We start from the raw sequence: 16,735 nt of genomic DNA on the forward strand, positions 1-16,735 counted from the left end.
CCGGTCCGACTTATGTTTTTGACAGCATTCAAACCTGCTGCAGACGCATGTCGCTTGCGTCGATACCTGCAACCTCAACCGGCTTCTTCATCGCGTCGCGACGGAAGGGTTCACCCAGTTCCTGGTTGATCATTGCTTCGATCAGGGTGGTGATGCCGTTCTTCTGGTCCTCGATCGCCTGGCTCAGCGCCGCTGTCAGTTCATCCTGAGTGCGCGCGATGACGCCTTTCAGGCCACAGGCGTTGGCGATGCCGGCATAGGACACTTTTGTGTCCAGCTCGGTGCCGACGAAGTTGTCATCGAACCACAGGGTCGAGTTGCGCTTTTCCGCACCCCACTGGTAGTTGCGGAACACAACCTGAGTGATGGCGGGCCATTCTTCGCGACCGATGGCGGTCAGTTCGGTGACTGCAATGCCGAAGGCACCGTCGCCAGAGAAGCCGACAACCGGTACATCCGGGCAGCCGATCTTCGCGCCAATGACCGAAGGCAGACCATAGCCACAGGGGCCGAACAGGCCGGGGGCCAGATACTTGCGGCCTTCTTCAAACGAAGGATAGGCGTTGCCGATGGCGCAGTTGTTGCCGATGTCGGACGAGATGATCGCCTCTTTCGGCAGCGCGGACTGGATCGCGCGCCATGCTTTGCGCGGGCTCAGCCAGTCCGGCTTGGCAGCGCGAGCGCGCTCGTTCCAGGTGGTGCCCGGATCGTCCTGCTCGTGATCCATCGAGGTCAGTTCTTGCGCCCAACGCGATTTGGTTTCGGCGATTTTCGCCTTGCGCGCGTCGCGGCCTTCGTCACCGGCTGTGTCGGACAGTTGGTTCAGGATGCTGGTGGCAACGGTCGCCGCATCGCCCACGATACCAACCGAGACCTTCTTGGTCAGGCCAATGCGGTCGGGGTTGATGTCGACCTGAATGATCTTTGCATCTGCAGGCCAGTACTCCATGCCGTAACCTGGAAGGGTCGAGAACGGGTTCAGGCGGGTGCCGAGGCACAGAACAACGTCTGCTTCCTTGATCAGCTGCATACCGGCTTTTGAGCCGTTATAGCCCAGCGGGCCAGCGAACAGTGGGTGCGAACCGGGGAAAGCGTCATTGTGCTGGTAGCCAACGCAGACCGGAGCGTCCAGACGCTCGGCCAGTGCTTTCGACGCTTCGATGCCGCCTTTCGACAGAACGGTGCCTGCACCGTTCAGGATAACGGGGTTCTTTGCGTTCGACAGCAGAGCGGCAGCTTCGGATACGGCCGATGCACCACCCGAAGGCAGTTCAAACTCAACAACAGCAGGCAGCTCGATGTCGATCACCTGAGTGAAGAAGTCGCGCGGAACGTTGATCTGCGCAGGTGCCGAAGCGCGCTTGGCGTTCATGATTACGCGGCTCAGAACCTCTGCCATACGGCTGGGGTCACGCACCTCTTCCTGGTAGCAAACGCAGTCTGCGAACATGCGCATCTGCTCCATTTCCTGGAAGCCACCTTGACCCATGGTCTTGTTTGCGGCCTGCGGAGTGACCAGCAGCAGCGGAGTGTGGTTCCAATAGGCAGTTTTGACGGCGGTCACAAAGTTGGTGATGCCGGGGCCGTTCTGGGCGATCATCATCGACATCTTGCCGGTTGCGCGGGTGTAGCCGTCAGCCATCATGCCGCCGGACCCTTCGTGGGCACAATCCCAGAAAGTGATGCCTGCTTTGCCAAAGATGTCAGAGATCGGCATCATGGCCGAGCCGATGATACCGAACGCATGTTCGATGCCATGCATCTGCAGGGTTTTTACAAAGGCTTCTTCAGTGGTCATCTTCATCTGCGTAGTCTCCGATCATAGAAGGATGGAACGGGGGTTTTGCACCCAGTTTTCTGATCGGTTTTGGCGCACGGGTGTCTGTGGCGTTAGGGCCAGAACCGGTAGCGGTTTAAGTCCAGAGTGCTTAAGAACGCCGGATCGCTTCAGCAATCTGTTGGATTCCCGGTTCGATACGATCCGACGAGATTGAAGAGTAGCCCAGCCGATAAAAGTTCTTTGGCCTGTTCTGGCTTGAAAAAAATGCCTCACCCGGTTCGATATGGACGCTTTGGCGCTGCAGGTCTCGGGCCAGTTTGCTGGTGTCTACATGCAGCGGCGCTTGCATCCAGATCGATGATCCGCCCAGCATCCCGCGCCCAGCAACAGTCAGACCATATTGTCCAATTGCCTCCTCAATCGCTTCGCGACGGCGTTGCAGCGTTTTAGACATGCGCCGGATCTGAGCATCATAGTGGCCGAGCGATAGGAAGTAGGCTGCGGTTCGCTGCATGTGGCCAGGAGGGTGACGCAAGACCAGAGATCGCAGGGCGCGCGCTTCACGGATAAAGGGTTCGGACCCGACCATGTAGCCCAATCGAAGACCCGGAAACAGCGACTTGGAAAAGCTGCCCACGTAGATCACCCGCCCATCGCGATCCATTGACCTGAGCGCCGGTGACGGGGCCCCGAGAAATGACATTTCGAATTCATAGTCATCCTCGACGATCATGGCGTCAAGTTCACGTGCACGACGCAGCAGTGCATGTCGGCGGTCCACCGGCATGGTCGCGGTTGTCGGGCTCTGGTGGCTGGGGGTGGTGAATATGACGTCGGTATCATCTGGGATCGTTTCCGGGGGCAACCCGTCCCGGTCGACCTTCAGATAAGACAGCTTGCATTCCGAGTGAATTAGAAGATCGCGCAGGGCGTAATAGCAGGGGTCCTCGATCGCTGCCCTACGGTTCCGGTTCAGCAATATGCGAGACGCCAGCCAAAGGGCGTTCTGAGCGCCCAGGGTGATCAAGATTTCTTCGGGCCGGGCTACAATTCCACGGCGGGGAAGAGTATGCCGGGCGATGAATTCAAGCAGCAGCGGGTCGTCCTGATCGACATAGTCCCCGGTCAGAGAATCAAAGTCCTTATGTCCCAACGCCCGAACCGCGCAGAGACGCCAGTTTGCATGATCGAACAGCTTTCTGTCGACTTGGCCATAAATGAAGGGATAGCGGTAGTCACGCCAGTTGCTGGGTTTTGTCAGCACATCACCGCCCGAGAAACGGCGAGCAAACGCCTGATCCCAGTCAACCACTTCGGTGTCGCGCCGCACTGGCGTGTAGGTCGGCGGCACTGGCGCATTTTCTGAAACATAGTATCCCGACCGGCCTTTGGCGGTCAGGTAATCATTGGCCAGCAGTTCAGTATAGGCAAGCGTGACCGTAATCCGGCTGACACCCAAATGGGCAGCAAGTTTACGGGACGAGGGCAGCTTTTCCCCGACGTGGAAGCGTCCTGACAGAATGCCTTCGGCAATCAGCTGTTGCAGCTGCGCCTGTAAGGTGCCTTGCCCATTGCGTTCCAAAAAGAATGTGTCGACCGAAATACCCATTGCATCGTTATAGGTTGGACCTAAGGCGGTGGCAATCTGGACTTATGGCCCTGCGAACCATGTTGGGAGTTTTACGCACACGTGTGGTTGACGCAGGATACGAATTAAACTAAATAACCAGAAATCTAGTTTAATGGAGATAAAAGATGTGGGAAGAAGCTGCCGCAGGTTTCTCTGCCATGGGCTCGGAAGCCCGATTGAAGGTTCTTAAGACCTTGGTTCGTGCTGGGGAAGCAGGCCTGACCGTTGGAGAAATTCAAACGAGGACAGGAATCGCGCCCTCGACTCTGGCGCATCATCTGCGGTTTCTGGCTGCTGGCGGAGTAGTTGAGCAAGAGAAGATCGGGCGTAGCACGATCAACCGCGCGTGCTTTGACGAATTGAGAAACCTGGCGCAGTTCATCCTTAGTGAATGCTGCGCAGACGAAATCGGAAAGGCCGCAAACGATGGCTGAACTAACACAAAACCCCAAGCCACTTGCCAGAAACCTGATCGACCTGATCAAAACGCCCTGGGCTCTGATCTTGGTCATACTGGCGCTGGTGGCCGTTCTTGATCCGGGCAACTGGACCGAGGTTGTGAGTTTTGCAGCCAAAGCGCTTGCGCATACGGGCCAGTACATCCTGTTTGCTGTTCTGCTGCTATCATACCTGAAGGCAACTGGGGCCGAAGTGATGGTCGCCCGTGCATTTGAGGGTCGCGAGACACGGATGATCTTTCTGGCCGCGTTGTTTGGCGGGCTGGCCCCATTTTGTTCCTGCGAAGTGATCCCATTCATCGCAGGTTTGCTGGCTCTGGGTGCGCCATTGTCGGCCGTGATGGCATTCTGGCTCAGTTCACCGTTGATCGACCCCCCGACGTTGCTGATTACTGCGGGTGCGCTGGGTTGGCCGTTTGCAATTGGTAAAGCGGTTGCCGCTGTCGCGTTGGGTTTGTTCGGCGGGTTTGCCGTGCGCACCCTGATGCGGGGAGGTGCCTTTGCGCAGCCGTTGCGTGAATACAAACCCGCTGGTTGCTGCGGTTGCGGACCAAAGCAAGATGACAAACCCGTCTGGAAGTTCTGGCAAGACCCTGACCGTCGGACGCGCTTTCGGGCCGAATTCGTTCATAACGGTCTGTTCTTGCTCAAATGGCTAGCGTTCGCCTACGTGCTCGAGGCGCTGCTGGTCAGCTATGTTCCGGCAGACCTGATCGCCCGGGTTGTTGGTGGTGAGGGTGTTGTGCCAATTGTCATCGCTGCCTTGGTCGGAATGCCTGCCTATCTGAACTCTTACGTCGCACCACCGCTTCTTGCGGGTCTGATGGAGCAGGGTATGAGTGCGGGTGCTGCGATGTCGTTCATGGTGGCCGGCGCCGTCAGTTCGATACCTGCGATGGCGGCCGTGTGGTCACTGGTGAAACCGCGCGTCTTTGCCACCTATCTGGGGTTGGGCATCAGCGGTGCCATCGTAGCAGGCATCCTGTTTCAAATGATCTAAACAAAAAACCGCCCGGTTGAGCCACCGGGCGGTTTTGCTTTTCTAGCTCGCTTCGCAATATCGTGGCAGTTTGAACCGATACCTTGGCTCTCCACTTTCAACGAAAACCCGTTTCTCGATACAGGCTTGGGTTCCAACTGTCTGAGCAATCGGCCCTTCGGTCGAAGTGATTGATGCAGCTGAGCCATCCGGCAAGCGCACCGAAGCAATGACCCCGTTCTTGAGATCGCCATTGATCGGTGTCGCCGACAAAACCGCGACGGTGAGAAACGCCTCGTGCTCGTGCTTGCCGTCGTCATTCAGCAACAGCAAGCCAGCGACTATCGCGATCATCACTACGGCACCTGTAATGGCCAACCACCAGGATTTCAGGAACACATAGATTGAAACGGCACGATGCGCGTCGAAGAATAAGGATAGAACCTTTAGCATCAAATCACCCAAAAAATCGGGTCCCGGCTATTCGAGGCCGGGACCATGCGCATCTCAGGGGCGCAGATCGTCTTCGTCTTCTTCATCACCACCACCCTTGGGCAGGTTGAAGAAGCTATCCGCATCGACGATGGGCTCTTCGTCTTCCTTCTCGTTGGTGTCCTCGGACAACGAGAATGTCTCGAGACCTTCGATCGCGGTCGGGATCTTGGGCGCTGAATCCATCTCAAGCGACTGTTCGGTCGAGACCAGTTTGCGACGCTCATCATCGCTCATCACGCCACCTTCGGCTGCTTTCTTGGCCGCGGCCTTTTGCACGATGGCATCCAGTTCGGATTGTTTGCACAGTCCCAGGGCAACCGGATCGATCGGCTGCATGTTCGAGATGTTCCAGTGCGTCCGCTCGCGGATCGACTGGATGGTCGGCTTGGTGGTGCCGACCAGCTTGGCAATCTGGCCGTCGCTGAGTTCCGGGTGGAACTTGACCAGCCACAGGATCGAGTTCGGACGGTCCTGACGCTTGGACAGCGGGGTGTAGCGCGGACCACGGCGTTTCTCTTCGCCTGATGCCGCCGGATTGAATTTCAGCTTCAGCTTGTGCAGCGGGTTGTTTTGCGCGGTGTCAATTTCTTCCTGAGTCAGCTGGTTGTTGGCAATCGGGTCAAACCCTTTGACACCTGCAGCCACATCACCATCCGCAATACCCTGTACTTCCAGCTCGTGCATGCCTACGAAATCCGCGATCTGCTTGAAGCTGATCGTGGTGTTGTCCACCAGCCATACGGCGGTTGCCTTGGCCATAAGCGGTTTTGCCATCAGCCCGTCTCCTATAAATACATCTGTCCCGTCGCCGGAATTCGGCGGCCCCGAAGCTATGGGGCAGGTTTCCGTTGTCGGGGAACTTGGGGCCTATATAGTCGCGACAGCTAAAGAAGGGAAGAGGCGAATGCGCTGGGCGATTTTGTGGGTGCTAAGTGCCATGGCTGCGATGGCCGAGGGCGAAAAGGCGGGCGAGTTCGACTACTACGTCCTGTCGCTCAGCTGGTCGCCCAATTGGTGCGCCCGCGAAGGCGATGCGCGCGGATCGGATCAGTGCAACGCACGACACGATCACGGATGGATATTGCATGGTCTCTGGCCGCAATTCCATCAGGGTTGGCCTTCGTATTGTCGCACGTCCGAAGCGCCACCCACACGCCGCATGACGCGGGAAATGGAGGATATTCAGGGCTCATCCGGGTTGGCCTGGCATCAATGGAAAAAGCACGGCACCTGTTCGGGCCTCAGTGCACCCGACTATTTCGCCCTGTCGCGGCAGGCTTATGCAGGAGTTGCGCGCCCCGAGGTGTTCCGCAAGCTGGACGCGACGGTCAAACTGCCCGCTTCGGTGGTGGAAGAGGCCTTTCTCAAGGCCAATCCCACGCTCGAGCCTGACATGATCACCATCACCTGTAAGCAAGGCTATATCGAAGAAGTCCGCCTATGCCTGTCCCGCAATCTTGACCCGGTGCCCTGTGGCCGCGACGTGATCCGTGATTGCACCGCTAAAGACGCGGTGTTTGATCCGATTCGTTAGAGCTTTTTGTTCTGGCAGTCGCGCGCATAATCCAGCGCTTTGGCGGTGCCTTTCAGATCAATCGCCATGACGGTCTGACCTTCTGGATTGTAGACGGTCATGGTCTTGTTCTGCGCAATCGAGGTGACGAAACTCCGGTCCGTAAAGAACACCGTCGCGCCGGGCACGCCATCCTGCTTGAACCCGATGGCGGTGGCATCAAAGCTCTTGCCGTCCAGCTCAAACCGGATTGGGTATTGTTCCCCCGGTTTAATGTCGCCCCAAGCCTTGTTGTAAACTGTGAAATACCCGCGATTATCCAACGCGTCATAGCCTAGCCGCACCACCGAGAGGTCTTGATAAACGGTTTGTATCAGGCACCCATTGCCAAGATTGGGGTCCATCATGATGTTCCAGCCTTCGACAAAACCTTTGTCGATAAGTTCCTGCGACAGGGCGGCAGTGGCGGCGAAGGCGGCTAAGGTGAGTGCGAGAAGGCGGGTCATTATGTGCTCCAAGTCTTTCGCTCAGTGGAATTTAACTCTGTTCGTTTTTCAAGCTAATTTGAGATTTGAATCTAAAGGACACCAAAAACACTTATCCGCCAAGATCATTGCAAACTACCCGTCTTGGTCAAGATCGTCTCGGTGCCGTTTGACAGGCGAAAAACACATCCTTGGGTCCTGGGAAGTTTTAACAGATCGTTGATGCCAAGGCCCAGCCAAATCCCGCGCAATATCAGTGACGTAACCCCGTGCGTCACCACGATTGCGGATTCGTCTTGCTCGTCTAAGAACGATTGTACCCTCTCATAGATCTCGTCAAAGCTTTCGCCATCCGGGCTGCGAAAATACCAATGATAGGACTCGTATGGGCAATCGATTTGAGTCCGAATGAATTCCCGCGTCGCGCCTTCCCATTGGCCAAATGCGATTTCCGTTAACCGGTCATCGTTTGCGAAATCAAACTGGGGTGCAATCGCCAGCCTTGCGGTGTGTTGCGCCCGCTCCTGCGGGCTGACGAACACGCGTTTAGGGTGGTTGGGGATACGGCCAAGTATCTCCCGCTGCTGCCGCGCCTGATAGATACCGGTTTCCGTTAGCGGAGAGTTCTTGCGGCCTTGAAACTTGCCCAAGGTATTCCACTCGGTTTCGCCATGTCTTAGGACAAACAGATCGGGGTACTTGGTCAATGCGGTTTCCTGAATTACCCACAAGCTAATTTCTAGTGTAGATTGACAGTGCATGCCGAACACACTTTGTCAGATTTCCTTCCTCGCCCGCAAAGCCGCCGTAATCGTCCCATCATCCAGATAGTCCAACTCGCCCCCAATCGGCACACCTTGTGCCAGGGATGTCAGACGAACCTGCCCCTCCAACTGATCCGCGATGTAGTGGGCGGTGGTCTGACCATCGACGGTGGCGTTCAGGGCGAGGATGATCTCGGTGATACTCTCGGCCACAACCCGGTCCTTCAACCGGGGGATGCGCAATTCATCCGGGCCGACTCCGTCCAAAGCCGACAACGTGCCGCCCAAAACGTGATAGCGGCCCTTGAAGACCCCGGCGCGCTCCATCGCCCAAAGATCTGCGACGTCTTCGACTACGCACAGTTCTCCGGTTGCGCGGGCCTCATCATTGCAGATGTCGCAGATATCAGTGGTGCCCACATTGCCGCAGTTCAGGCATTCACGGGCAGTTACGGCTACCTGCTGCATGGCGTCAGAAAGCGGCGTCAGCAGCAGGGCGCGTTTGCGGATCAGGTGCAGGACTGCGCGGCGGGCCGAGCGGGGGCCGAGACCGGGCAGCTTGGCCATCAGGTCGATCAGATTGTCGATGTCACTGTTCGAACTCACCGTGAGACCCTCGCAATTGGGCCAGGGAAACACGCCCCGGCCATAGATCCGTCAGGAGGGTGTATCAGAACGGCAGCTTGATGTCTGCGGGCAGGCCCATGCTTTCGGTCAGCTTGGCCATTTCTGCCTGCGAACGTTCCTGCGCCTTGGTTTGGGCGTCCTTGATCGCGGCGAGGATGAGGTCTTCGACTACTTCCTTATCGTCACCGTTAAAGATCGACGGGTCGATATCCAGACCTTTCAACTCGCCCTTGGCGGTCGCGGTGGCCTTGACCAGCCCGGCACCGGATTCGCCGACAACCATGATGGTGTTCAGCTCTTCCTGCATGTCAGTCATCTTGGTCTGCAGATCCTGCGCGGATTTCATCATCTTGGCCATGTCACCCAGGCCGCCTAAACCTTTTAGCATCGGTAATCTCCTGTCACTCGATTTGTGGCCTAGATACGAAGCGTAACCGCGCGGCACAAGAGGTCAGGATACTCCCGCCCGTCGTCAAGGTCTTTGGCAAGACCTTTCCTCCCGTTGGGCCCGGCAGCGCGCAAGGCGGGCTGCCGGGCCCAAAGCCGCTCAGGGGTATCGGCGTCAGCCGATGGCCCGTGGCGGGTGCGGGAGCATTTGGTTGAGGTGCGCTTATGCTCGAAAGTCAGTCCTCTTCAAACGGGTCCCATTCGTCTTCGACCTCGGGCAGGGCTTCGGTTTCGACTTGAGCGGCGCGTTGTTCTGCGGTTTCGATGCTCTTGATCCGCGCTTTCGGGAAATGAGTCAGCACTGCTTGCACCAGAGGATGCTGTTCAGCCTCGGCCTTCAGTGCCAAGTCTGCAGCGTCCCGTACCTCGGCAATGGTCGGTGCGTTGCCCTCAGCGACAATAGAAACGGCCCACCGGTTGCCCGTCCAACGCTGCAGCGACGCGCCCAATCGTTGTGACAGGTCGGTCGGGGCGTTGTCGGTTGGGGCGAACTCGATCCTGCCCGGTTGGTAGGATACCAGACGCACGCCGTTTTCGACCTCGACCAACAACTTCACATCCCGGTTGGCTCGGATCAGTTCGACCACATGTTCAAATGTTGGATAGCGTGCCAGCGCTGCCTGCACATCCTGGGCCAGCGCGGCCGTTGGCCCGCCTGCGTTGCCGCCGATTCCCGATGCGGCATAGGCCGATCGGGCCACAGCCTGTGGCGCGGCAGGAGCATGTCCCGGCGCACCGATTCCCTTGCCGGGGCCACCATTGGGCGGCGGAGGCGTATCTTGCAGACGCTTGATCAGCTCCTCCGGGCTAGGCAAGTCGGCCACATGGGTCAGGCGGATCACGGCCATTTCCGCAGCCATCATTGCGTTGGGTGCGGCGGAAACTTCCTCGAGCGCTTTCAGCAGCATTTGCCACATGCGTGTAAGGACTCGCATGGGCAGAGCCTCGGCCATTTGTTGACCTCGGGCGCGTTCGTCGGGGGAAACGGTGGGATCTTCGGCGGCATCCGGGGTGATCTTGACCACCGAAACCCAATGCGTGATTTCAGCCAGATCGCGTAAGACGGCGAGTGGATCAGCCCCTTCGGCATATTGCCCGCTCAGCTCGGTCAACGCGCCTGCAGCATCGCCGCGCAGGATCATATCCATCAGATCCAGCACCCGGCCCCGATCGGCCAGCCCCAGCATCGCGCGCACCTGATCCGCGCTGGTTTCACCGGCCCCGTGCGAGATCGCCTGATCCAGCAGTGAGGTCGCATCGCGCGCCGATCCCTCGGCGGCCCGGGTGATCAACGATAACGCATCCTCGGCAATCTGTGCCCCTTCGGCACCTGCAATTTTGCGAAGCAGTCCGATCATATCCTCCGGCTCGATCCGGCGCAGATCAAAGCGCTGGCAACGGGACAAGACGGTCACCGGGACCTTGCGAATCTCGGTGGTGGCAAAGATGAACTTCACGTGTTCGGGGGGTTCTTCCAGCGTCTTGAGCAGCGCGTTGAAAGCGCTGGTCGACAGCATGTGAACCTCGTCGATGATATAGATCTTGTAGCGCGCGGATGCAGCGCGATAGCGGACGCTGTCGATGATCTCGCGGATGTCATTGACACCGGTGCGGCTGGCGGCGTCCATCTCCATCACATCGACATGGCGGCCCTCCATGATGGCTACGCAGTGTTCACATTGACCGCAGGGTTCGGTGGTAGGGCCGCCGCTGCCATCGGGACCGATGCAGTTCATACCCTTGGCTATGATCCGAGCGGTCGTCGTCTTGCCGGTACCGCGGATGCCGGTCATGATGAAGGCCTGCGCGATCCGGTCCGCCTCGAAGGCGTTTTTCAGAGTGCGCACCATGGCGTCCTGACCGACTAGATCGGCAAAGGTTTCGGGGCGGTATTTGCGGGCAAGAACCTGGTAGGCGGGGCTGGGCGTCTCGGTCATGTCTGCTCTGTCGGATTCGCGTTACGCCGCAGCGTAGAGGCCCCCGCCGCCCGCGTCCACAGCCGGCCGGGACGATTTTCATTTTGGAATGCGTGGGTATGCGGCTAAAATCCACTCTATTCTATTTACTGGACCAGTATGTTGTTGGGTGAAGTTTGTTTGGGGGGAGATTATGTCGCAACTGGTGGTTTATGCGTTGCAGGTTGGCGGAGGCACCTTGGCCTTGTCCTCGATGCCTGGGCGTGGAGGAACGTATACAGAAGACCTTGATCTTATCGCAGACTGGAAGCCGGGACTTGTGATCTCGATGACCACTGAGGTCGAGATGATTCAGGATGGTGCGCGGAATTTTGGCGCTGATATTCAGGGGCGTGCCAGCAGATGGGTGCATTTGCCGATCGAAGATTTTGGCACGCCACCCAAAGAGATTTTGGACCGCTGGCCCCGCGTTGGCGCGACCGCACGTCAGGCGTTGTCAGGTGGTGGCCGTGTGCTAGTGCATTGCCGTGGTGGCTGTGGCCGATCCGGGATGGTGGTTCTGCGTCTGATGGTTGAATGCGGTGAACGGCCTGAGGCGGCATTGAAGCGATTGCGTACGGTGCGTCCTTGCGCAGTCGAGACAAATGCCCAGATGCTTTGGGCCGTTGAACCGGCCCGTGTTCAAGCCGTTTGACGGCTTAGACACCAACATGTGGCGAGATTTCGCCACCGTTGTGCTGCACCAGAAGCGAAGCCTCAAGCATGGCGCAAGGAGGATTCCTTAGCAGGTGTGCGGGTAGGCTGCGGTACTCGGTTCCGAACATCATGTCTGCGTAGTCATCCAGCCGGCCGGTATCGATTTCAGGATCGGTTCCGCAGAATACACGTATCTGGTCGCATTGGGCGCGAAAGCGGGCGGTGCATCCTTCCGGGCAGTGCGACAGATCTATGGTGCCTTCAATCTCAAACTCAGATTTCGTGACCGGTTTTGTGGCGGACATGGCCTGCGTCAGAGCCCGCGCCATTTGCGCCAGTGCGGGGCAGGTTGCCCCAGTACGTTGGCACACGGTCGCCGCGAATTCGTGCGTTTTAGTCTTCCAGATCATCAATGCGCCCTCCGCGCGCAGGGCGAGGGCGTGGTACAGGTTGGTCCGTGCGGAGCACGATCAAACCCGTCCCGGACACCCCGCCCGAGTTTCGGTTCTACATCCGATGGCAGGTCTCCTGACTTGCGGGTCATCGCTTTGCCGACCTTCCCAGCCTTCGAGGCCAGTGGTATCTCGGCATTGCTCTCCGCTTACAGTTGCGGGGGCAGTCTCGGACTAGGTTCTTTCCGGATTTATCCGGGCAGAACCGCACCGTGTTCCCTTTTCATCCCGGCCCGATTGGGCGCGAGAACCATCGCGACATGGCTAGCGGCTGCGCCGTGCCCGAGTCAAGAAGATTGCGTCAGGCAAGTGACGTATGGTCCAGTCACGTCAACCTTGACTTGAGGCGCTTCGGGTGAACTGATCAGTTCAGTCGGTATTGGAGGGCACCATGTTGGACACGCAGCAGGCGGTTGTGACCGAGGATTTTCAAATCCCGTCCGGCCCGGCAATGTTGTCGGCGCGGCTTTACCGTCCGGTTGCCGACCCCGAAAAGGTGGTCGTCATAAACGGTGCGACTGGGGTGCCGAGGGATTACTATCAGTACTTCGCCCGATGGCTCGCCGAAGAACAGGGCATGGCCTGCCTGACTTACGATTACCGGGATTTTGGTCACTCTTTGGTGGGTTCGCAAAAGCGGTCAAATGTCACCATGGCCGATTGGGCGTTGATCGACATTCCATCCGCCCGGGCCGAGATGCGCCGACGGTTTCCGCAGGCCAAGCTATGGAGCATCGGTCATTCCTTGGGCGGAATGTTTGGCCCGATCCAACCCGATATCGATCAGATTGACAGGATGATCTGTGTCTGTTCGGGTCTGGTAACGCTGGCGGATCACCCTTGGCCTTATCGCGCTTTGGCGGCGTTGTTCTGGTTTGGTCACGCGCCGCTGGTGGTCAAGGCGCTTGGCTACCTGCCCGGACGGTTGGTCGGGTTTGGATCGGACCTGCCTGCCCAAGTCTATTGGCAATGGCGCAAATGGTGCACCGCCCCCAAAAGCTATGTGCCAGAGATCGGCACGACACTGCCCGTCGCCCGCTGGGAAGACTTGGGCAAACGTGTCGATCTGTTTACCTTCGCAGATGATGAAATGGTGCCGCCGGATGCTGTCTGGCGTCTTGCCGATCTCCATGGACCCAAAGCCGGGCGCCATCTGCTTGCACCAAGCGAATTCGGAGTATCCAAGATCGGCCATATCGGTGCATTCGCAAGACGGAATGCGGCAGTCTGGCCTAGGCTGATCGCCTGATAGCGCTGGGCACCGGTAGGCCGTTGCCCAGCTTCGTTATAGCCCTTTACGGGATTTTTTCTCGTGCATCACGCTGCGCACCATCTTGCCGAACGCCTTGTCGCGGGCGCGGGCCTGCGCCACCGAAGCGGAATTGTGTTGGTCTTCGCGCCGCAGCTTGCGCCAGCGGTCCAGCCGCGCGGGATCAAGCGTACCAGCGTCGATTGCCGCCTGCACCGCACATCCGGGCTCGGTCTCGTGCTGACAATCCGAGAAGCGGCAATTCAGGCTGAGGTTTGAGATGTCCGAGAACACCTCATCCAACCCCTCTTGCGCATCTAGCAGACGTAACGCGCGCATGCCGGGCGTATCGATCAGCCAACCGCCGTTGCGCATGCGATGCAAGGCGCGTGCAGTTGTTGTGTGCCTGCCGCGCGCATCATCTTCACGGATACCTGCGGTGGCCTGATCCTGCCCCGTCATCCCGTTGGCGAGCGTCGTTTTCCCAACGCCGGATGATCCAAGCAAGGCGCTGGTTTGTCCTTTCGGACACCACGACAGAACTTGTTCGAGATCGCCGTGATCCAGCGCGTTGACCGCAAGTACCGTCAGAAACGGGGCGAGCGATTGGGCTTGATCTACATAAAGGCTCGGATCATCGCACATGTCCGATTTGGTCAGAACGACCACCGGATAGCAGCCTGCCTGATGCGCCAGCGCAAGATACCGCTCCAATCGTGGCAGATTAAAATCGGCGTTGCAGGAACTGACGATGAACAGCACGTCTACATTTGCAGCGATCAACTGCGCTGCAGCTCCGGTACCTGCCGCTCGGCGTTGAAGCTGGCTTCGCCGGTCAAGCATACGGCGTATTCGTTTGTTTTCATCCACCAGAACCCAATCTCCGACGGCATATGCACCGGTTGATTGATCCGGAGATAACAAAGGCGATTCACCTTCAGGGCTCAGCCCGATCAGTCGATCCCGGTGTACTGCCGAGATGCGATACGGAAGAAGTGACGGATCAGCCGTATGCTGAGCCGCGAAATGAGAGGACCATCCGAGGTCCGATAAGGAAAGTAACATTGGTCTGCCTGTGATCAGAAACAGCAATCCTGTCGAATGGCAATCGCGCATCCGCCGGCGACGTGTTCAGGCAATCAGTTGATCGGAAAGGATCAGAACCGGTCTGCCCGAAGGGTTTTTGCTACAATCATAAACGCCCTCCTGCGGCTGATAGGTTCTAAGTGAGAGGTTGGACATCGACCCAAGCGGGGCTCGTTGTGGCTGCTTCCTTCCGGACCTGACCAGGTTGGCGAGGCGCTCGCCCGCGCCAACCTCTCAGAGCCGATATAGGTGCATCCCCTGAAAATGGCAACCCGTCAGAAGGTCAGATGAATACGCATGAAACCATCCGCATCGTCGGGCAGAATGCGTGGATGATACTCAGCAAGCTCTGCAACATGGTGTAGCGCGCGCGGCCCCGTTGTCAGGATCGCGCCCTGCCTTTGGTTTGGTACAAAAGAAAAGGGGCGCGGTGCATGCGCAAGTGGGTCGGCGGGCAGTGTGCCAGCGACGTATTTGCATAGAATATCCTGTATGCTGATCTGAGGCAGGTCAATCATACGGGCTTGTCGCGCAATTGGAAAATGACCACCGCCATTGGCGCGGTAGTTATTGGTGGCGACAAGGAAACTCTGGTCAGGCGCAATCGGCTGCCCATCGAATTCCAGGTTGCGTATGCGGGAAAATGCCGGATCAATCACTCGACCGAGCGTATCGAACCGCGCCGGTTGCGAAAGATCGATCTGGTAGGTGACGCCATGCAGGACATCGAAGTTGAAGCCCGTGCGCTGAGGATCGGCAAGATCGATCGGGGCGTCTGATCCAAGTTGATGGAACAGCCCGGCTGACATCTCAAGCCAGTCCCGAATCTGAGAACCTGAGGCCAGCACCGCGCGCAATTCATTAGGAAAGACACTGAGATCGGCGATATGTCGAACTGAAATCTCGCCTGAGGGGATATCCGTGTAGTACTTGCTTCCTGCGCGCCCGCCGAACTTTGCCGGGGCGGCTGACGATATGATAGGCAAATCTGCCCAGTCGGTATCGACCAAATGCGGGCGTAGGGCAGCGGCCTGAGCCGCCGCAACCAAGGCCAGACCGCGATCCGGTACGCAATATGTGAAGTAGCTGTGCAGCGTGTGTGGGATTGTGCCCACTGGCCTGGTCACCCTTTTGCGCGTCGCAGCGTGGCCGGTCGCAAACAGCTCTGTGATCCTTTGGCATTCGGGTATTTCGGTGCCCGATTGAGCGATTGCCCGCGCTTCGACATGGCTGCCTGTAATGCGCCAATCGCCGGTGGTATCTTTTTGCAGTGTCAGATCAATGATCCCAAGATGAGACCCGGCCCAACCCTGCATGACAACCGGCGTTCCATGGACAAGCCCCCGCGTACTGTCGACGAATGGATAACCATCATGCGCCTTTCCGGGCAGTGTCAGATGGGTGTGGCCTGCGACGACGGCATCAATCAGCGGCATCTCGGCCAGCGGGATGATCGCGTTTTCCATATCCGGCTCGGCCATTGCCGATCCCAGTCCGGTATGCGCAAGGGCGACAATCAGGTCGCAACCTTGCACGCTGAGATCTTCAGCAGCGCGCCGCGCAGCGGCCAGAATGTCTGTTACCACGACCCGGTCCGTTAGCAGATGTGCTTCCCACTGTGCGGTTTGAGAGGGCAAAACAGAAAGAACCCCGATGCGGATTGCGGTGTCCTGTCCATTTAGTCTGACAACCCGATGCAGAATCGTGTGTGCATCCCAACCTTGTTCGGTCTGAGTGGTTTGCATATTGCTGCAAATCATTGGGCAGGCGGTTTGGCGAGCGATGCGATTGACGAGTTCCAGCCCAAATCCGAAATCGTGATTGCCCAATCCGATCGCGTCATAGTTCAACGTGTTGAACGCGCGTGGCAGGGGATGGGCGTCTGACACGTTTTCAGCTGCCCAGTTGCCAAATGGCGTTCCCTGCAGGCTATCACCATTGTCAAGCAACAGCACAAGGGCGTCATCGCGTTCAGCCTGTCTGCGCGCCTCGTGAATCAGGCTGGCGGTACGGGTCAAACCAATCGCGGGTTCGGGGCGATCCGAATAGTAATCATATGACGTCAGGTGCATGTGTAGATCGGATGTTGCAAGGATTCGAATCCGTGCGCCATCATCTGCATCTCTTCGTTGTCGCATTAAATGCTTTGATTTCAATA

17 protein-coding genes, 1 other RNA gene and 1 riboswitch are annotated in these 16,735 nt (G+C 58.0%); of the genes, 5 read left to right on the forward strand and 13 right to left on the reverse strand.

Annotation, left to right across the window (positions count from 1 at the left end; all coding sequences use genetic code 11):
- Positions 1–28: 28 nt before the first annotated feature.
- On the reverse strand, positions 29–1,804 hold the full coding sequence (gene xsc, locus ACR0CZ_RS03485) for a sulfoacetaldehyde acetyltransferase (RefSeq protein WP_170398722.1): 1,776 nt from the start codon (positions 1,802–1,804) through the stop codon (positions 29–31).
- Positions 1,805–1,928: 124 nt separating this feature from the next.
- Complete coding sequence (gene pdxR / locus ACR0CZ_RS03490; protein WP_170398719.1) at positions 1,929–3,389, reverse strand: MocR-like pyridoxine biosynthesis transcription factor PdxR; 1,461 nt, start codon at positions 3,387–3,389, stop codon at positions 1,929–1,931.
- Between the two features lie 146 nt (positions 3,390–3,535).
- On the opposite strand from pdxR, the gene ACR0CZ_RS03495 reads away from it, so the two are divergent.
- Both ACR0CZ_RS03495 and ACR0CZ_RS03500 read left to right on the forward strand, forming a co-directional pair.
- Positions 3,536–3,844: an ArsR/SmtB family transcription factor gene (locus tag ACR0CZ_RS03495; protein ID WP_170398716.1), complete on the forward strand. Its 309-nt coding sequence runs from the start codon at positions 3,536–3,538 to the stop codon at positions 3,842–3,844.
- On the forward strand, positions 3,837–4,868 hold the full coding sequence (locus ACR0CZ_RS03500; RefSeq protein WP_170398713.1) for a permease: 1,032 nt from the start codon (positions 3,837–3,839) through the stop codon (positions 4,866–4,868). The genes ACR0CZ_RS03495 and ACR0CZ_RS03500 overlap by 8 nt, the downstream gene beginning before the upstream one ends.
- 42 nt (positions 4,869–4,910) lie before the next feature.
- Here ACR0CZ_RS03500 and ACR0CZ_RS03505 read toward each other — a convergent pair whose 3' ends face one another.
- Together ACR0CZ_RS03505 and ACR0CZ_RS03510 are read right to left on the reverse strand one after the other, a co-directional pair.
- On the reverse strand, positions 4,911–5,300 hold the full coding sequence (locus ACR0CZ_RS03505) for a hypothetical protein (protein ID WP_170398710.1): 390 nt from the start codon (positions 5,298–5,300) through the stop codon (positions 4,911–4,913).
- 54 nt (positions 5,301–5,354) lie between these two features.
- A complete protein-coding gene (locus ACR0CZ_RS03510; protein ID WP_170398707.1) occupies positions 5,355–6,116 on the reverse strand; it encodes a DUF1013 domain-containing protein in 762 nt (253 codons plus the stop codon).
- A 130-nt stretch (positions 6,117–6,246) separates the two neighbouring features.
- Between ACR0CZ_RS03510 and ACR0CZ_RS03515 the strand changes: the two genes are divergently transcribed.
- Positions 6,247–6,876, forward strand: coding sequence for a ribonuclease T2 (locus ACR0CZ_RS03515; protein WP_170398704.1), 630 nt, complete (start codon positions 6,247–6,249; stop codon positions 6,874–6,876).
- Here the strand turns inward: ACR0CZ_RS03515 and ACR0CZ_RS03520 are convergent.
- From ACR0CZ_RS03520 to ACR0CZ_RS03540, 5 genes are all read right to left on the reverse strand, one after another.
- Positions 6,873–7,361 (reverse strand): hypothetical protein, encoded by a 489-nt coding sequence (locus ACR0CZ_RS03520; RefSeq protein WP_170465536.1) that lies wholly within the window; start codon positions 7,359–7,361, stop codon positions 6,873–6,875. The genes ACR0CZ_RS03515 and ACR0CZ_RS03520 overlap by 4 nt on opposite strands.
- Before the next feature lie 104 nt (positions 7,362–7,465).
- The gene (locus tag ACR0CZ_RS03525; protein ID WP_170398699.1) at positions 7,466–8,047 is read right to left on the reverse strand and encodes a histidine phosphatase family protein; all 582 of its coding nucleotides are present in this window, start codon (positions 8,045–8,047) and stop codon (positions 7,466–7,468) included.
- Positions 8,048–8,116: 69 nt separating this feature from the next.
- The gene (gene recR, locus ACR0CZ_RS03530; RefSeq protein WP_170398696.1) at positions 8,117–8,710 is read right to left on the reverse strand and encodes a recombination mediator RecR; all 594 of its coding nucleotides are present in this window, start codon (positions 8,708–8,710) and stop codon (positions 8,117–8,119) included.
- Positions 8,711–8,774: 64 nt separating this feature from the next.
- The gene (locus tag ACR0CZ_RS03535; RefSeq protein ID WP_170398693.1) at positions 8,775–9,119 is read right to left on the reverse strand and encodes a YbaB/EbfC family nucleoid-associated protein; all 345 of its coding nucleotides are present in this window, start codon (positions 9,117–9,119) and stop codon (positions 8,775–8,777) included.
- 235 nt (positions 9,120–9,354) lie between these two features.
- A complete protein-coding gene (locus ACR0CZ_RS03540; protein WP_170406564.1) occupies positions 9,355–11,115 on the reverse strand; it encodes a DNA polymerase III subunit gamma/tau in 1,761 nt (586 codons plus the stop codon).
- A 172-nt stretch (positions 11,116–11,287) separates the two neighbouring features.
- On the opposite strand from ACR0CZ_RS03540, the gene ACR0CZ_RS03545 reads away from it, so the two are divergent.
- Positions 11,288–11,788 (forward strand): phosphatase domain-containing protein, encoded by a 501-nt coding sequence (locus tag ACR0CZ_RS03545; RefSeq protein WP_170398687.1) that lies wholly within the window; start codon positions 11,288–11,290, stop codon positions 11,786–11,788.
- A 4-nt stretch (positions 11,789–11,792) separates the two neighbouring features.
- On the opposite strand, the gene ACR0CZ_RS03550 is transcribed toward ACR0CZ_RS03545, so the two are convergent.
- Positions 11,793–12,200 carry a hypothetical protein gene (locus ACR0CZ_RS03550; RefSeq protein ID WP_170398684.1) on the reverse strand — a complete coding sequence of 136 codons (408 nt, stop codon included), beginning with the start codon at positions 12,198–12,200 and terminating at the stop codon, positions 11,793–11,795.
- Positions 12,201–12,291: 91 nt separating this feature from the next.
- Positions 12,292–12,512, reverse strand: a riboswitch (cobalamin riboswitch).
- Between the two features lie 121 nt (positions 12,513–12,633).
- Between ACR0CZ_RS03550 and ACR0CZ_RS03555 the strand changes: the two genes are divergently transcribed.
- A complete protein-coding gene (locus tag ACR0CZ_RS03555; RefSeq protein WP_170398681.1) occupies positions 12,634–13,491 on the forward strand; it encodes a serine aminopeptidase domain-containing protein in 858 nt (285 codons plus the stop codon).
- Between the two features lie 36 nt (positions 13,492–13,527).
- Here the strand turns inward: ACR0CZ_RS03555 and rsgA are convergent, their stop codons facing one another.
- From rsgA to ACR0CZ_RS03570, 3 genes are all read right to left on the reverse strand, one after another.
- Positions 13,528–14,556: a ribosome small subunit-dependent GTPase A gene (rsgA, locus tag ACR0CZ_RS03560; protein ID WP_170398678.1), complete on the reverse strand. Its 1,029-nt coding sequence runs from the start codon at positions 14,554–14,556 to the stop codon at positions 13,528–13,530.
- A gap of 159 nt (positions 14,557–14,715) precedes the next feature.
- Positions 14,716–14,814, reverse strand: an RNA gene (gene ffs, locus ACR0CZ_RS03565) — signal recognition particle sRNA small type.
- A gap of 38 nt (positions 14,815–14,852) precedes the next feature.
- Positions 14,853–16,715, reverse strand: coding sequence for a bifunctional 2',3'-cyclic-nucleotide 2'-phosphodiesterase/3'-nucleotidase (locus ACR0CZ_RS03570; RefSeq protein WP_170465534.1), 1,863 nt, complete (start codon positions 16,713–16,715; stop codon positions 14,853–14,855).
- Positions 16,716–16,735: the final 20 nt, after the last annotated feature.

This window comes from Ruegeria sp. H9, assembly GCF_056532915.1.

Bases quoted from the DNA above. Each gene is read 5' to 3' on its own strand.
- xsc (WP_170398722.1), bottom strand. From the start codon at position 1,804: ATGAAGATGACCACTGAAGAAGCCTTTGTAAAAACCCTGCAGATGCAT.
- pdxR (WP_170398719.1), bottom strand. From the start codon at position 3,389: ATGGGTATTTCGGTCGACACATTCTTTTTGGAACGCAATGGGCAAGGC.
- ACR0CZ_RS03495 (WP_170398716.1), top strand. From the start codon at position 3,536: ATGTGGGAAGAAGCTGCCGCAGGTTTCTCTGCCATGGGCTCGGAAGCC.
- ACR0CZ_RS03500 (WP_170398713.1), top strand. From the start codon at position 3,837: ATGGCTGAACTAACACAAAACCCCAAGCCACTTGCCAGAAACCTGATC.
- ACR0CZ_RS03505 (WP_170398710.1), bottom strand. From the start codon at position 5,300: ATGCTAAAGGTTCTATCCTTATTCTTCGACGCGCATCGTGCCGTTTCA.
- ACR0CZ_RS03510 (WP_170398707.1), bottom strand. From the start codon at position 6,116: ATGGCAAAACCGCTTATGGCCAAGGCAACCGCCGTATGGCTGGTGGAC.
- ACR0CZ_RS03515 (WP_170398704.1), top strand. From the start codon at position 6,247: ATGCGCTGGGCGATTTTGTGGGTGCTAAGTGCCATGGCTGCGATGGCC.
- ACR0CZ_RS03520 (WP_170465536.1), bottom strand. From the start codon at position 7,361: ATGACCCGCCTTCTCGCACTCACCTTAGCCGCCTTCGCCGCCACTGCC.
- ACR0CZ_RS03535 (WP_170398693.1), bottom strand. From the start codon at position 9,119: ATGCTAAAAGGTTTAGGCGGCCTGGGTGACATGGCCAAGATGATGAAA.
- ACR0CZ_RS03540 (WP_170406564.1), bottom strand. From the start codon at position 11,115: ATGACCGAGACGCCCAGCCCCGCCTACCAGGTTCTTGCCCGCAAATAC.
- ACR0CZ_RS03545 (WP_170398687.1), top strand. From the start codon at position 11,288: ATGTCGCAACTGGTGGTTTATGCGTTGCAGGTTGGCGGAGGCACCTTG.
- ACR0CZ_RS03550 (WP_170398684.1), bottom strand. From the start codon at position 12,200: ATGATCTGGAAGACTAAAACGCACGAATTCGCGGCGACCGTGTGCCAA.
- ACR0CZ_RS03555 (WP_170398681.1), top strand. From the start codon at position 12,634: ATGTTGGACACGCAGCAGGCGGTTGTGACCGAGGATTTTCAAATCCCG.
- rsgA (WP_170398678.1), bottom strand. From the start codon at position 14,556: ATGTTACTTTCCTTATCGGACCTCGGATGGTCCTCTCATTTCGCGGCT.
- ACR0CZ_RS03570 (WP_170465534.1), bottom strand. From the start codon at position 16,715: ATGCGACAACGAAGAGATGCAGATGATGGCGCACGGATTCGAATCCTT.